Origin of the sequence: Aeromonas sp. 95A (genome assembly GCF_051919235.1) — a bacterium.
Lineage (GTDB): Bacteria > Pseudomonadota > Gammaproteobacteria > Enterobacterales > Aeromonadaceae > Aeromonas > Aeromonas veronii.
The window spans coordinates 3,974,312-3,989,248 of the sequence record NZ_JBQBFC010000001.1 but is presented as its reverse complement, the minus strand read 5'-3'; the positions used below and the strand labels follow the sequence as shown (position 1 = coordinate 3,989,248).

Annotated in this window: 13 protein-coding genes; 2 read left to right on the top strand and 11 right to left on the bottom strand. The window is 60.2% G+C overall.

The features are described 5' to 3' along the window. Positions 1-130: 130 nt before the first annotated feature. Entirely contained in the window at positions 131-3,676 is a 3,546-nt protein-coding gene (gene nifJ, locus ACTG2U_RS18250; RefSeq protein WP_439974895.1) for a pyruvate:ferredoxin (flavodoxin) oxidoreductase, read from the top strand. A 111-nt stretch (positions 3,677-3,787) separates the two neighbouring features. Here the strand turns inward: nifJ and ACTG2U_RS18245 are convergent, their stop codons facing one another. Then, positions 3,788-5,164, bottom strand: a complete 1,377-nt coding sequence (locus ACTG2U_RS18245; RefSeq protein ID WP_439974894.1) for an MDR family MFS transporter — start codon at positions 5,162-5,164, stop codon at positions 3,788-3,790. A 173-nt stretch (positions 5,165-5,337) separates the two neighbouring features. Between ACTG2U_RS18245 and ACTG2U_RS18240 the strand changes: the two genes are divergently transcribed. Beyond that, positions 5,338-5,940, top strand: coding sequence for an HAD family hydrolase (locus ACTG2U_RS18240; RefSeq protein ID WP_439974893.1), 603 nt, complete (start codon positions 5,338-5,340; stop codon positions 5,938-5,940). Positions 5,941-6,025: 85 nt separating this feature from the next. Here the strand turns inward: ACTG2U_RS18240 and ACTG2U_RS18235 are convergent, their stop codons facing one another. The 10 genes from ACTG2U_RS18235 to rpe form a co-directional block, all read right to left on the bottom strand. Then, a complete protein-coding gene (locus tag ACTG2U_RS18235) occupies positions 6,026-6,280 on the bottom strand; it encodes a hypothetical protein (protein ID WP_129503486.1) in 255 nt (84 codons plus the stop codon). Between the two features lie 233 nt (positions 6,281-6,513). Continuing rightward, positions 6,514-7,311, bottom strand: a complete 798-nt coding sequence (locus tag ACTG2U_RS18230; protein ID WP_439974892.1) for a DUF1338 domain-containing protein — start codon at positions 7,309-7,311, stop codon at positions 6,514-6,516. Between the two features lie 59 nt (positions 7,312-7,370). Beyond that, positions 7,371-8,840 (bottom strand): succinylglutamate-semialdehyde dehydrogenase, encoded by a 1,470-nt coding sequence (astD, locus tag ACTG2U_RS18225; RefSeq protein ID WP_439974891.1) that lies wholly within the window; start codon positions 8,838-8,840, stop codon positions 7,371-7,373. 72 nt (positions 8,841-8,912) lie between these two features. Further along, positions 8,913-9,932 carry an arginine N-succinyltransferase gene (gene astA / locus ACTG2U_RS18220; protein ID WP_005334994.1) on the bottom strand — a complete coding sequence of 340 codons (1,020 nt, stop codon included), beginning with the start codon at positions 9,930-9,932 and terminating at the stop codon, positions 8,913-8,915. 76 nt (positions 9,933-10,008) lie between these two features. After that, complete coding sequence (locus ACTG2U_RS18215; RefSeq protein WP_439974889.1) at positions 10,009-11,226, bottom strand: aspartate aminotransferase family protein; 1,218 nt, start codon at positions 11,224-11,226, stop codon at positions 10,009-10,011. Positions 11,227-11,502: 276 nt separating this feature from the next. Further along, positions 11,503-12,084: an aminodeoxychorismate synthase component II gene (locus ACTG2U_RS18210; RefSeq protein ID WP_439974888.1), complete on the bottom strand. Its 582-nt coding sequence runs from the start codon at positions 12,082-12,084 to the stop codon at positions 11,503-11,505. A 21-nt stretch (positions 12,085-12,105) separates the two neighbouring features. Beyond that, entirely contained in the window at positions 12,106-12,321 is a 216-nt protein-coding gene (locus ACTG2U_RS18205; protein WP_005334997.1) for a hypothetical protein, read from the bottom strand. A gap of 118 nt (positions 12,322-12,439) precedes the next feature. After that, positions 12,440-13,444, bottom strand: coding sequence for a tryptophan--tRNA ligase (trpS, locus tag ACTG2U_RS18200; protein WP_005362251.1), 1,005 nt, complete (start codon positions 13,442-13,444; stop codon positions 12,440-12,442). A 42-nt stretch (positions 13,445-13,486) separates the two neighbouring features. Then, positions 13,487-14,155 carry a phosphoglycolate phosphatase gene (locus tag ACTG2U_RS18195; protein ID WP_058059216.1) on the bottom strand — a complete coding sequence of 223 codons (669 nt, stop codon included), beginning with the start codon at positions 14,153-14,155 and terminating at the stop codon, positions 13,487-13,489. Further along, positions 14,142-14,816 (bottom strand): ribulose-phosphate 3-epimerase, encoded by a 675-nt coding sequence (gene rpe / locus ACTG2U_RS18190; protein ID WP_110302575.1) that lies wholly within the window; start codon positions 14,814-14,816, stop codon positions 14,142-14,144. Before rpe ends, ACTG2U_RS18195 begins: the two co-directional genes overlap by 14 nt. Positions 14,817-14,937 lie beyond the last annotated feature (121 nt).

Below are 14,937 nucleotides of genomic sequence, written 5' to 3'. Positions count from 1 at the left end.
ATTACTGACTTATTAATTGATTATTTATCTCGTTTGATACGCTCTCATTGCCCCTCTTACTATGCCTGCGACCTATCCATTGCCGATGCAACTATCGGCCTTCAAACTGGCATAGCAAAGTGGAAAACAGATGATCACCACAGACGGGAATAACGCAGTCGCCTCGGTGGCGTACCGCACCAGCGAAGTCATCGCCATCTACCCCATCACCCCCAGCTCGGCCATGGCTGAGCAGTCGTCGGCCTGGTCGAGCGAACGGGGCAAGAACCTGTGGGGGGATGTGCCCCGGGTTGTCGAGATGCAGTCGGAAGGGGGCGCCATCGCCGCCGTCCACGGTGCCCTGCAGACCGGCGCGCTGGCGACCTCGTTTACCTCGTCGCAGGGTTTGCTGCTGATGATCCCCAACCTCTACAAGCTGGCGGGTCAGCTTATCCCCTTTGTGCTGCATGTGGCAGCGCGTACCGTGGCGACCCATGCGCTATCGATCTTTGGCGATCACTCGGACGTGATGGCGGTGCGCCAGACCGGCTGTGCCATGCTCTGTGCCAGCAATGTGCAGGAGGCGCAGGACTTTGCCCTGATCTCCCAGATAGCGAGCCTCAACAGCCGCCTCCCCTTTATCCACTTCTTCGACGGCTTTCGTACCTCTCACGAGATCGCCAAGATAGCGCCGCTCGCTGACGACACCCTGCGTGCCCTGCTGCCCGCAGATGCCATCCGTGCCCATCGTGACCGGGCGCTCACCCCCGACAAACCGGTCATTCGCGGCACCGCCGCCAACCCGGACACCTACTTCCAGTGCCGGGAGGCGAGCAACCCCTGGTATGACGCCGCCTATAGTCATGTGAGCGAGGCGATGCAGGCATTTGGCGAACAGACCGGCCGCCACTACCGGCCGTTTGAATATGTCGGCCACCCGCAGGCGGAGCGGATTGTGGTGCAGATGGGCTCGGCGATTGGCACCTGTGAAGAGGTGATCGAGCGCCTGCTGGCCCAAGGTGAGAAGGTTGGGCTGGTGAAGGTGCGGCTGTTCCGTCCCTTCTCGGCCGAGCACCTGTTGGCCGCGATTCCCGAGAGTGCCCGCGCCATCGCCGTACTGGATCGCACCAAGGAGCCGGGCGCACAGGCCGAGCCCCTCTATCTCGACGTGATGACGGCGCTGGCCGAAGCGGTCAGCCGGGGCGAACGGGCAAGCCTGCCGCGGGTCATCGGCGGTCGCTACGGTCTCTCCTCCAAAGAGTTCGGCCCCGCCTGCGCGCTGGCGGTGTTTGCCGAACTGGTGCAAGAGAACCCGCGCCCGCGCTTTACCGTCGGCATCTTCGATGACATCACAGGCCTCTCGCTACCGCTGCCCACGCTGGATTCGCAAAGCCCCATCCACAACCAGCAACACAAGCTGGAGGCACTCTTCTACGGTCTTGGCAGCGATGGCACCGTCTCGGCGGCCAAGAACAGCATCAAGATCCTCGGCAACCACACCGACCTCTATCCGCAGGGCTATTTCGTCTACGACTCCAAGAAGGCGGGCGGCCTCACCGTCTCTCACCTGCGGGTGGGCGAGCGGCCGCTGCAATCGGCCTATCTGGTGGAAGAGGCGGACTTTATCGGCTGCCATCAGTGGCAGTTTGTCGACAAATACCGGATGGCGGAACGCTTGAAAGCGGGCGGCATATTCCTGCTCAACACCCCCTACAGCGAAGCGGAGATCTGGCAGCGCCTCCCCAGCGAGGTACAGCATGCCCTGCGCGAGAAAGAGGCGCGCTTCTACATCATCAACGCCGCCAAAATTGCCCGCGACTGCCAGCTCGGTAACCGCATCAATACCGTGATGCAGATGGCCTTCTTCCAGCTCAGCGCCATCATTCCCCCCGCAGAGGCGACCAGCCTGCTGAAGCAGGCCATCGTCACCAGCTATGGCAGCAAGGGACAAGCGCTGGTCGAGCGCAACTGGATGGCACTGGAGGCAACCTGCGCCGCTCTGACCCGGGTGCCACTTGGCGAGCAGGATCCCGCCAGCCGCCCGCGCCCGCCGGTGGTTTCCGCCAAGGCCCCCGACTTTGTCCAGACCGTCACCGCCGCCATGCTGGCGGGGCTGGGGGACAACCTGCCTGTCTCGGCCTTCCCGCCGGATGGTACCTGGCCGGTCGGCACCACTCGCTGGGAGAAGCGCAACATCGCCAAGGAGATCCCCATCTGGGAGGCGGAGCTCTGTACCCAGTGCAACTACTGCGTCGCCGCCTGTCCCCACTCGGCCATTCGCGCCAAGGTGGTAGAACCGGATGCACTGGCCGCAGCTCCCGCCACTCTCGATGCGCTGGATGTGAAATCCCGTGACATGCGCGGCCAGCAGTACGTGCTGCAGGTGGCGCCGGAGGATTGCACCGGCTGCAATCTCTGCGTCGAGGTGTGCCCGGCCAAGGATCGCAGCAACCCGGATCGCAAGGCGATCAATATGGCTTCGCGCCTCGATCACCTCGACGAGCAGAAGGCCAACTACGACTTCTTCCTCGACCTGCCAGAGCGCAGCGCCGAGCAGCTGGAGCGCATCGACATCCGCACCTCCCAGCTCATCTCGCCGCTGTTTGAATACTCGGGCGCCTGCTCCGGCTGTGGCGAGACTCCCAATATCAAGCTGCTGACCCAGCTCTATGGCGATCGGCTACTGATTGCCAACGCCACCGGCTGCTCGTCCATTTATGGCGGCAACCTGCCTACCACCCCCTACACCACCAACGCCGACGGGCGCGGGCCGGCATGGGCCAACTCGCTGTTTGAAGACAACGCCGAGTTCGGACTGGGCTTCCGTCTTACCGTCGATCAGCACAGGGAGCGGGTGCGCCGTCTGCTGGCGAGCCTGGGCGACACCATACCGGCAGCGCTGCGCGAGGCGCTCGGCGACGCCACTCTGCCGGTTTCCGAGCAGCGGGCCCATATCCAGCAGTTGCGAGCGCTGCTGCAAGAGAGCAAGACTCCGGAGGCCCTTGAGCTGGCTCGCGATGCAGACTATCTGGTGGAAAAATCGGTCTGGCTCATCGGCGGCGATGGCTGGGCCTACGACATCGGCTTTGGCGGGCTCGACCATGTGTTGAGTCTGGGGGAGAACATCAATGTGCTGGTGCTCGATACCCAGTGCTACTCCAACACCGGTGGCCAGCAATCGAAGGCGACGCCACTCGGTGCCATCACCAAGTTTGGCGAGCAGGGCAAACGCAAGGCACGCAAGGATCTCGGCGCCAGCGTGATGATGTATGGCCACGTCTACGTGGCACAGATCTCCCTCGGTGCCCAGATGAACCAGACGGTAAAAGCGATCCAGGAGGCGGAGGCCTACCCTGGCCCCTCGCTCATCATCGCCTACAGCCCCTGCGAGGAGCATGGCTACGACATGGCCGAGAGCCATGAGCAGATGAAACAGCTGACCGCCACCGGCTTCTGGCCGCTCTACCGCTTCGACCCGCGCCGCGCTGACGAGGGCAAACTGCCGCTGGCGCTCGACTCGCGGGCCCCCAATGCCTCGCTGGCCGAGACCTTGCGCCATGAGCCCCGCTTCCAGCGGCTGGAGCGCCAGCTGCCGGAGGTGGCCAGCCAGCTCTATGAAGAGGCGGAGCAGGAGGCCAACCGCAGCTTCGCCTGGCTGAGCCAGCTGGCGGGCAAGGAGAGTCCGGCGCAGGAGTAACTCGCGCATGGCTTGATGGCAACAGCCACGCTATTCGCCAAATAACAATCAGGGCTCCCCGCGGGGAGCCCTGATGCTATCTATGGTGAGCCAATGTTGGCGCTGGCCAAATCAGGCGCTGATTGAGGCCAACTCGTGGCACTTCAACGCCAGCAGTGTGATGAGCAGCGCCAGCGTGGCGATCAATGCCATGCCGATATAGGTCGCGCTGAAGCCTGGGGCCAGCAGATCGGGGGCGAGCCGGCTCAGATCGCCACCGCTGCCGGCTGGCAGGCGGAAATGAAACAGCATGGAGCAGATAGCCACGCCGACGGCACCGCCAAGCTCCCGCCCGAAGTTGAACAGCGACATGCCGATGCCGCGATCCTGCCGTGGCAGGGCGTTCTGCACCACCACCGAGAGGGCAGGCAGCACCAGACCGAGACCAATACCGGCAAACCCGAGGGCCAGCTTGACCCAGGCATCGAAGTGGATCTGCCAGAGCGCCACCGCCGCGAGGCCAAAGCCCACCGAGACAAAACTCTTGTAGTGACCGGTACGGCCAATCAGCTTGCCGCCGACAAAGGCGCCGGCAGTGATGCAGATCATGAAGATGACCATGATGGCGCCGCTCTCGCTGGCGCTCATCCCCTTCTGCCACTGCATCTGCAACGGCAGATAGACCAGCACGGCAAACATCAGCAACTGGGAGAGCATCACCAGCAGCACGCTCACCAGATAGCCGGGCAGCCGCGCCAGATGGGCGGGCAATATGGGGTCGTGGGCACGCCGCTCAATCAGAATGAGCAGCAGCAACGCGACGCCCAGCGCCGCCGAGAGCCAGACTGCAGGCAGCGCCGCTTCCGGCGAGAGCAGCAACAGGGTGAGCGTGGTGACGGTAATCAGCAGACCCGCCCCCTTCCAGTCGAAGCGACTGTGGCGACGTACGTTGAGCTGCTTGAGGTTGCGGTTGATGAGAAAGACCGCCAGCGCCCCGAGCGGCAGATTGATCCAGAAGATCCAGCGCCAGCTGAGCTGCTCGGTGAAATAACCGCCGAGCAAGGGGCCCGCGATGCTGGAGACCGCATAGACCGCCGAGATGTAGCCCTGATACTTGCCCACCTCCCGCGGCGGAATGGTGTCGGCAATCACGGTAAACGCGAGGGCAATCAGACCTCCGCCCCCCAGCCCTTGCAGCACCCGCGCCGCCAACAGGGTCGGCAAATCCAGAGAGAGCGCGCAGGCCACCGAGCCCGCCAGAAACAGGCCGATGCCGATATTGAGCATCCGCACCCGGCCAAAGAGATCGCTCAACTTGCCGTAGAGGGGCAGCACGGCGGTAGCCGCCAGCAGATAGGCGGTCACCACCCAGGTGAGGGCGGCCCCAGCGTGCAGCTCGGCGCCAATCATGGGCAGCGGGGTGGTGACTATGCTCTTTTCCAGTGAACCGAGCGCGATCACCAGCGCCACACTGGAGAAAATGGTTTTGGGGGATATTTTCGAGGTCATAAGCGGACTCGCAGATCTGATATGCCAAAGTATCCGGCAATGAACGGATTATTGTCTCACAAATCAGCAAGAGATAGAAAAAACGGCGGCCACAATCTGCCCAACCATGAGGCCGATCCCACAAAATGCCGACCGTTTCTGCTAGCCTGCTCTATTTGATTCGAGGAGCCCCCATGAGCGAGCGTGAGCAGTACGGGTTTGATCACTACGATGCCCTGATTTTCGATATGGATGGCACTTTGGTAGATTCCATGCCCCTTCATCTGGATGCCTGGGAGCTCACCTGCGCCGAGTTCGGCATCCCCTTCGAGCGGGATCAGCTCTATCAGTACGGCGGCATTCCCACCCGCAAGATCATCGCCATGCTGGCCGAGCAGCAGGGGCTGACGGTGGATGTCGAGGCTTTTACCCGTCGCAAGATTGCCCTCTATATGGAACATATCGACAAGGTCAGCGTCTTTCCCAAGATGTGGGAGCTGGTCAGGCACTATCACGGCAAGGTCAAGATGGGGATTGGCACCGGCTCACCGCGCAGTCAGGCGGAGTCGATCCTGAAGAGTACCGGGCTCGATGCCTATATCTCTGTGGTGGTCAGTGCCGATGATGTCACCAACCACAAACCGCATCCCGACACCTTCTTGCAGGTGGCCGAACAGCTGGGGGCCAATCCGGCCAACTGTCTGGTGTTTGAAGATACCCGGATCGGGCTTGAGGCTGGCAAGGCGGCAGGAATGGATACCGTGCTGGTTATCGAAGGTGACCTGCACCAGCGCTAAACGGCTCAGGGGCAAGCAGGCAAACCGATAAGATGGTGCCATCACAGTGGCACCATTTTTTATTCACGTGAGCATGGCAGTAGCGTCAGTGCCCGGACAGAGTTGCGATCGCCGCCGGAATAGCGGCAACCGTCAAACAAAGGGCGTTGGCCTCGTCCTGTAGTGCCTGATGAGTGCGAAGCAGCTCAAGGGCTTCGGCAGGGGTATCTGCAAAGGTGGGGGCGGCGATGGCGGCAAATCCCTGTTCGACCAGTTGACGACGCTCATCGCTATAGCTGGGTGCATTGGCATCTAGATAGGTAAGCGCCTGACCCTGCTTAAAAAAGTGATAATTAGGCATCGATTGGCCCCGCAAAAATAAAGCGCCATTCTACTCCTTTTTGCTCCGCCGCCAGCGTCAATCTGTGTCGTCTCAAGTGATCTCGTTCACATTTTTATCAACAAATTTTCACCTATCAGGCGCCGTCCAAATCCCCTCTTCACGCGGCGTCAGATAACACTCGCCACCGTCACTCGGCGCCAAACAAAACGCCTCCACGAGGAGGCGTTGCGACTGAAACAGGGTGGCTCCCGTTACATGGCATTCGTCGATTCGAAGATCTTGTCGGCGGAGGCCTCGACAAAGCCCGGATAGAGCACGCCATCGGCCTGCGGATAGCGCAGGGCAAACTCGTAGAAGCAGCTCGGGATGGTACGCACCCCATCGCTGAACGGCACCTCTGCTTTGTCCGCCATGGTGGAGGATTGCTCCAGCATCACCTGCGGATCCCCTTTCACCTCGCCACCCACGCTGTTGAGCACGAAACCCGCCGCCTTGAGCGCCGCATTGACCTGATGGATGGTGTCGAAATCCTTCAACTTGTTGATATTGACCGTGAAGTGGTTGGCACGATAGCCCCAGGCGGCCATCCAGGCCGCGTACTCGCTCTCAGCCAGCAGGGTCTGATAATCGGCATAGGAGACCTGCCAGGGGGCACCGGTGTAGAGAAATGCCGGGGTATCTGTCAGATGATCGGGCACCTGATCCGCCAGCTTGTGGATGATAGCCTGGGCAGCCGGAGAGAGCTCTTCCACCTTCAGCTCGCTGATAAATACCTTGGGAGCGTCCGGATCCTGATGCTCAAAGTGCTTGGCATAGAGCTTCTTGACCTTGAAAACGTACTCGCCCTTCTGCTCGTAACCGAGCGCCAGAAAGTGGGCAGCCAGCTTCTCCAGCCCCAGCTTGGGCAGGTTGTAGGTACGAAACGCCACGTGATCGTTGACGATGGGCTCGCCGCCACCCAGCAGGGTGTGCACCTTGAGGGCGCTCGGGGTCACCTTGATGTAGTTGTCCCACAGATGGCTGAACAGGGTGTCGATATCCTTTTGCATCTCTCTTTCCTTTGATTGCGGGTACAGATGGGGGCACCGCTGGATGCCCCGTGTCGTTATTAGAAGTGCAGGCCGGGCGACAGTTGATCCGGCATGGCGGCCTTGCTGTCTTCAACGGAGGAAACTGGGTAAGCACAGTAGTCAGCAGCGTAGTAGGCGCTCGCTCTGTGGTTGCCGGAGGCGCCGATGCCACCAAACGGCGCGGCACTGGAGGCACCGGTGATGGGCTTGTTCCAGTTGACGATACCGGCGCGGATCCGCTTGAAGAAATGGTGCCAGTCCGCCTCCTTGTCCCCCAGCAGACCGGCCGAGAGACCGTAGCGGGTGGCGTTGCCCTGATCGATGGCGGCATCGAAATCGTCATAGCGAATGAGTTGCAGCAACGGGCCAAAGTACTCTTCGTCCGGCAGTGCGACAACTAGGGTCACGTCGATAATGCCCGGAGAGACAAAGCCGGTGCCCGCTTCCAGGTGCTTGAGGGTAAGCAGGCTCTCGCCACCGAGGCGCTGCAGGTTGGCTTGCGCCTCGACCATGCCCAGTGCTGCCTTCTCGCTTATCATCGAACCCATGAAAGGCTGCTCGGCTGCATCATAGAGGCCGACCTTGATCTGGCTGACCACCTCGATCAGTCGCTTGACCAGCGCATCGCCGCGCTCGCCGCGCTCGACAAACAGACGGCGGGAACAAGTACAACGCTGACCGGAAGTGATGAACGCCGACTGGACGATGGCATGGACGGCGCCGTCGATGTCGCTCACGTCTTTCACGATCAGCGGGTTGTTGCCGCCCATCTCCAGCGCCAGAATTTTGCCCGGCTGACCGGCAAACTGCTGATGGAGGAAATGACCGGTGCGGGAAGAACCAGTAAAGAAGAGGCCGTCGATGTCGGGGTTGCCAGCCAGCGCCTTGCCAGTCTCGACCTCCCCTTGCACCAGATTGAGCACCCCTTTGGGCAATCCGGCCTGCTGCCACACCTTGACCATGGCTTCCGCGACCATGGGGGTCAGCTCGGAGGGTTTGAACACCACGGCGTTACCCGCAATCAGCGCCGGGACTATATGGCCGTTGGGCAGATGGCCCGGGAAGTTGTAGGGGCCGAACACAGCTACCACACCGTGGGGCTTGTGACGGACAAACGCCTTGGCGCCTGGCATGGCATTTTCAACGGTGCCGGTGCGCTCGTCGTGCGCACGGATGGAGATGGCAATCTTGCCCTGCATGGCGGCCACTTCGGTACGGGTCTCCCACAGCGGTTTGCCGGTTTCGCGGGCGATGGTCAGGGCCAGTGCCTCTTTCTGCTCGCCGAGCAGGTCGGCATAACGACGCACTATGGCCAGACGATCCTCAAGGCTCATGTCCGCCCAGTGGTAAAAGGCAGCACGGGCGGCCTTGACGGCGGCATCCACCTGCGCCGCACTGGCGGCAGCCCCCTGCCAGATCACCTCGTTCTTGGCCGGATCGGTTGACTCGAACGGCTTGCCTTCACCGGCAAGCCACTGACCGTCGATAAATTGCACTAACTGGCTCATCCATTCACTCCCTGTCGCTGGCAGGCAGCCTCGGCTGCCTGTCTGATAATCGGTTTGCTTGTCCTGTTTGCCTCAGTCGAGGTCAACCACCCGCACCATGTCGCCATCCTGCACCTTGAGTGCCGCCGCCATCTTGGGCGGGATAATGGCTTCATGCTTGTCGAGATCGACCCGGATATTGCCGTAGCAGGCGCGGTAATGCTCGAAACGGCTGTTGCAGATAAGGTGGGTCTTGCCACCGATGGGCTCGCCCACCAGCACCCGCAGCTTCTTGCTGCGGCGCACGCTGCGGATATTCTTCACGTCGCACTCGACGGTGGGGCCCGCATCGAAAATATCGACGTAGCCACGGTTCACAAAGCCCTCGTCCTGCAGCATCTTGATGGCCGGGCGGGTCTTCTCGTGGGTCTGGCCGATAACGGCCCGCGCCTCTTTGCTCAGCAAATTAACGTAGATGGGGTACTTGGGCATCAACTCGGCGATAAAGCGCTTCTTGCCGATGCCGGTCAGATAGTCGACGGTGGGAAAATCCATCGAGAAGAAGTGGGTTTGCAGCCACTCGTAGAAGGGACTGTGGCCGTTGGCATCGGAGACGCCGCGCATCTCGGCGAAGACGGTCTCGTCAAACAGCTCGGGGTGCTCGGCCATAAACAGAAAGCGGTGCTTGGAGAGCAGGCGGCCGTTGAGCCCCTCGCGGGCACATTCGCGCAAAAACAGGGTGCAGAGCTCGGAGTTGCCGGTGTAGTCGTTGGAGAGGGTCAGGGTTTCAACGACGTTGTAGATGCCAAGCTTGGGAGAAGAGTGCACCACCTTGCCGATGTGGTAGTTGTAAAACGGCTGGGAGAGGCCAACCGCAGCATCGATGGCACAGGTGCCGACCATCTCGCCGGTCTCCAGATCCTCGGCCACAAAGAAGTAGAGGCAGTCCCCCTTGCCGGCGGGCTTGTCGGAAAAAGTCTGGGTAGAGGCATCAATCTTGCGCTGCAGCAGCTCATCGTTGACGGGCAACGAGGTCATGCCGGTACCGGACTCGATGGCGCAGGTCTTGAGCCCGGCAAAATCTTTTTGCTCGATGGGACGGATAACCAACATAAATGACAACTCCCTTTCATTGACGACAGGTGGGGTCCCGGCTCCTGCCGGGAGAGCTCCCCACCTCAATTTGGAATCAGGCGTTAACCACCTGGGCAACCGCCTTCTCGAAGCGGGCCAACCCTTCCTTGATGTCCGCTTCCGGGATCACCAGTGAAGGGGCAAAACGAACCACGTTGGTACCAGCCACCAGTGCCATCAGCCCCTGATCGATGGAGGCCAGCAGGAAGTCGCGGGAACGCCCCTTGTAGGCATCGCTCAGGGCCGCGCCCAGCAGCAGACCCTTGCCGCGGATCTCGCTAAAGCAGTGGTATTTGGCGTTGATTGCTTCAAGACCATCGCGGAACAGCTGTTCGCGCTGCTTGATGCCAGCCAGCACCTCCGGAGTATTGATCACATCGATCACCACCTCGGCGACCGCACAGGCCAGCGGGTTGCCGCCGTAAGTAGAGCCGTGAGTGCCCACTTTCAGGTAAGAGGCGATTTCGTTGGTTGTCAGCATGGCGCCGATGGGGAAACCGCCCCCCAGCGCCTTGGCGCTGGTGAGGATGTCCGGCGTGACGCCCAGCCCCATATAGGCATAGAGATCACCGGTCCGGCCGACCCCTGACTGCACTTCGTCATACACCAGCAGGGCATTGTGTTTGTCGCACAGCTCGCGCACCCCTTTGGCAAACTCGTCGGTAGGACGAATGATGCCCCCCTCCCCTTGCAGCGGCTCCATCACCACGGCGCAGGTGTTGTCGGAGATCACCTCGGCCAGCGCCGCCAGATCGTTGTAGGGTACGTGGGTAATGTCACCGGGCTTGGGACCGAAGCCATCGGAGTAGGCTGCCTGGCCACCGACGCTGACGGTAAAGAAGGTACGACCGTGGAAACCCTGATTGAAGGCGATGATCTGGGTCTTCTGCTCGCCAAACTTCTCGATGGCGTAGCGGCGAGCCAGCTTGAGAGCGGCTTCGTTCGCTTCGGCGCCGGAGTTGCAGAAGTAGACCTTGTCGGCGAAGGTGGCGGCGACCAGCTTCCTGGCCAGACGCAGGGCCGGCTCGTTGGTCATGACGTTGGAGAGGTGCCACAGCTTCTCGCCCTGGGTTTTCAGGGCCTCGACCAGCTTGGGATGACAGTGACCCAAACCGTTGACGGCGATGCCACCGGCGAAGTCGACATACTCGCGCCCTTCCTGATCCCAGACACGTGACCCTTCACCACGCACCGGGATGATCTTGGCGGGCGCATAGTTGGGAACCATCACTTCATCAAACACTTCACGTGTCACTGCCAACAACTCTGACATATAGCTCTCCTTCGATTCGGCGACAGAATAATCCACCGCCCAAAAGTTAAATCCGTGTAAACGTGACGGGATTATCACAGAAATAAAGTAAAAAGTCTGTAACAAGACGGCCTATAAGGAACAATGTTCGATTGCTCTTGAGATTTTAGGCAACCGCATTGCATAACGACTCAGGGGGGCTTGGCAAGAGATAATTTGGGCAGGAGAGGGGGTGAATAAAGTGTCAGGGAAATTTTTTTTGCCTTCTCTCGAACTTGAGAAGGCGATCACAACTTTTTATGAACGCGCCAGAAAGTTGGCCAGCAACTGATGGCCCTGCTCGCTCAAAATACTCTCCGGATGGAACTGAACACCCTCGATGGGGAGCGTCTTGTGGCGCAGCCCCATGATCTCGTCAAACGAACCATCGGCATGCTCGCTCCAGGCGGTGATCTCGAAGCAGTCGGGCAGCGTGTCGCGCTCCACCACCAGCGAGTGGTAACGGGTCACCCGCAGCGGGTTGTTGAGCCCCTTGAACACCCCCTCATTGCAATGGCGGATGAGCGAGGTTTTGCCGTGCATTACCTGACGGGCACGCACTACGCGGGCGCCGAAGGCCTGCGCCAGCGACTGATGACCGAGACAGACGCCGAGAATGGGCAGCTTGCCAGCGAAGTGGCTGATAGCGTCGAGAGAGAGCCCCGCCTCATTGGGCGTACAGGGACCGGGAGAGATCACCAGAAAACGGGGGGAGAGCTGCGCTATGGCATCGAGCGTCAGTTCATCATTGCGCTTGACCACAACCTCTTGCCCCAGGGCGCCGAAATATTGCACCAGGTTCCAGGTAAAAGAGTCGTAGTTATCGATCAACAACAGCATGAGATAACCAACAGCGGAAAATTAACGATCGAGATAACGACCCTGTTCCATTTCCCGTTCACGCTGACACTCGGCCAGATAGATGGCGGCAGCAACGGCAGGGGTTTTATGGTGCTTGTCGATGGCATTGGAGACCATCAACTGCAGGGTATTGAGGTTTTTCGCCTTGCGAAATTTACGTAGCCAGTGACCTTTGTCACTCAGCTCTTCAGCAGAAATAGTTGGTTGAACAGGCATGCTTTCTCTTGGGGATATTACCCAGGTTGAAATAAAGAAATTAAACAAAATAGCTAGGCAGAAAATAAAGAAAGCCAGGCAAATACCCAGCTCTCTTCTACTACACCTTCCCAGTATGTCAGGCTCGAGGAACGAAGCCGACTACATCATATACGCTGGTCAGGGTTTTTTCAGCTCTTTCGCGCGCCTTTTGTGCTCCTTCTGCCAGAATCGCGATCAGATGGGCCTCATCCTGACGCAACTCGTGGAAACGGGCCTGGATCGGTTCCAGCAGCGCAACCACGGCTTCGGCGGTTTCGGTCTTGAGGTGACCGTACATCTTGCCTTCGAAGTGCTGCTCCAGCTCGGGGATGGAGCGACCCGTCACCCCGGACATCAGGGTCAGCAGGTTGGAGACACCCGGTTTGTTTTCCGGGTCGAAACGCACCACCGCCGGCTCGTCGGAGTCGGTCACCGCACGCTTGATCTTCTTGACGATCTGCTTGGGATCTTCCAGCAGGCCGATGAAGTTGGCCTCGTTGTCATCCGACTTGGACATCTTCTTGGTCGGATCCTGCAGGCTCATCACCCGCGCCCCTTCGGTCGGAATGAAGGGCTCCGGCATGGTGAATACCTCACCATAGAGGTTGTTGAAACGGGTGCAGATGTCGCGGGTCAGCTCCAGATGCTGCTTCTGGTCGTTGCCGACCGGCACCTGATTGGCCTGATAGAGCAGGATGTCGGCCGCCATCAGCACCGGATAACCGAACAGGCCGACGTTGACGTTGTTCTCGAAACGGGCGGACTTGTCCTTGAACTGGGTCATGCGCGACAGCTCACCCATCTGGGTGTAGCAGTTGAGGATCCAGCCCAGCTCGGCGTGCTGCGGCACGTGAGACTGGATGAAAACGGTGCTCTTCTTGGGATCGATACCAACCGCCAGATAGAGGGCGGCTGCGTCCAGACAAGCCTTGCGCAGGGCAGCCGGATCCTGACGAGTGGTGATGGCGTGCAGGTCGACGATGCAGTAGAGGCAGTCGAACTCATCCTGCATGTTGACCCACTGACGCAGGGCCCCCATGTAGTTGCCGATGGTCAGTTGACCGGAGGGTTGTGCTCCGCTCAATACGATTGGTTTAGTCATGAGAGTGTTAATCCTTGTTATTCAGCCAGCCCAGCTGCGCTATTAGACCAAAAGTGCATCGAGCTGGGCAAACTGCTCGAATACCCAGTCTGGATGGGAGTCGGCGATGGGGCGGCCATAGTTGTAGCCGTATGTAAGACCCACCACCTTCATGCCAGCCGCCTTGGCCGCCAGCACGTCATTTTCTGAGTCGCCCACCATCAGGGTGCGAGCCGGGCTCACCCCCAACTCCTGGCAGGCGTGCAGCAAGGGCTCCGGGCTCGGCTTCTTGACCGGCACGCAGTTGCCACCAAGCCAGAGTTCGAAACAATCGCTGATGCCGAGGGCATCTAGGATAGGGGCCACGAAATCGCTCGGCTTGTTGGTGACGATCGCCTGCTTGTAGCCCAGGCTTTGCAAGCGACGCAGACTCTGGGCCACCCCGTCATACATCGCCAGCCCTTGCAGCAGGCAAGCGTTGTAGTGCTGGAAAAAGATCGGTCTGGCCTTGGCAAACAGCTCGGGATCGGCCTCGCGATAGGCGAGCGCCCGCTGGATCAGCTTGTCGGCCCCGTTGCCAACCCAGGTACGGATCACCGCTTCATCAGCTTGCTCCAGACCCAGATCGGTCAGCGTCAGATTGACCGCCAGCGCCAGCTGGGCGGCGCTGTCAATCAGGGTGCCGTCCAGATCGAACAGCACCAAATCAAAAGCGCGCTCAGCGTGTGACATGAGCCAGCTCCGCACGCATCTTATCGATCACCGCCTTGTAGTCAGGCTGGCTGAAAATGGCCGAGCCGGCGACAAACATGTCGGCGCCCGCTTCGGCGATCTCGCGAATGTTGTCGACCTTGACCCCACCATCGATCTCGAGGCGGATATCGCGGCCGCTCTCGTCGATCAGACGACGCACCTGACGCAGCTTGTCGAGGGTTCCGGGGATGAAGCTCTGGCCACCGAAGCCCGGGTTGACCGACATCAGCAGGATCACGTCCAGCTTGTCCATCACATACTCGAGGCAGGAGAGCGAGGTAGCAGGATTCAGCACCAGACCCGCCTGGCAGCCCATCTCCTTGATGAGGCCCAAAGAGCGATCAACGTGATCGGACGCTTCCGGATGGAAGGTGATGAGGGAAGCACCCGCCTTGGCAAAATCAGGAATGATGCGATCCACCGGCTTGACCATCAGGTGCACGTCGATGGGGGCCTCGATACCGTAGTCACGCAGCGCCTGACAGACCATGGGGCCAATGGTCAGGTTGGGGACATAGTGGTTGTCCATCACGTCGAAGTGAACCACGTCGGCACCGGCAGCCAGTACCTTGGCTACATCTTCACCCAGACGGGCAAAATCGGCAGAGAGGATCGAGGGGGCAATCAGAAAGTCTTTCATCAGCATCATCCATTGGCAGCCAGGGAGAAAAAGCGGCGCAATTTTAACGTAAAAGGCGGGCGAAAACGACTCGAATGCGGGGTAAATGGGGCAATCACCTCCCCTCCCCCAGCCACCCGGG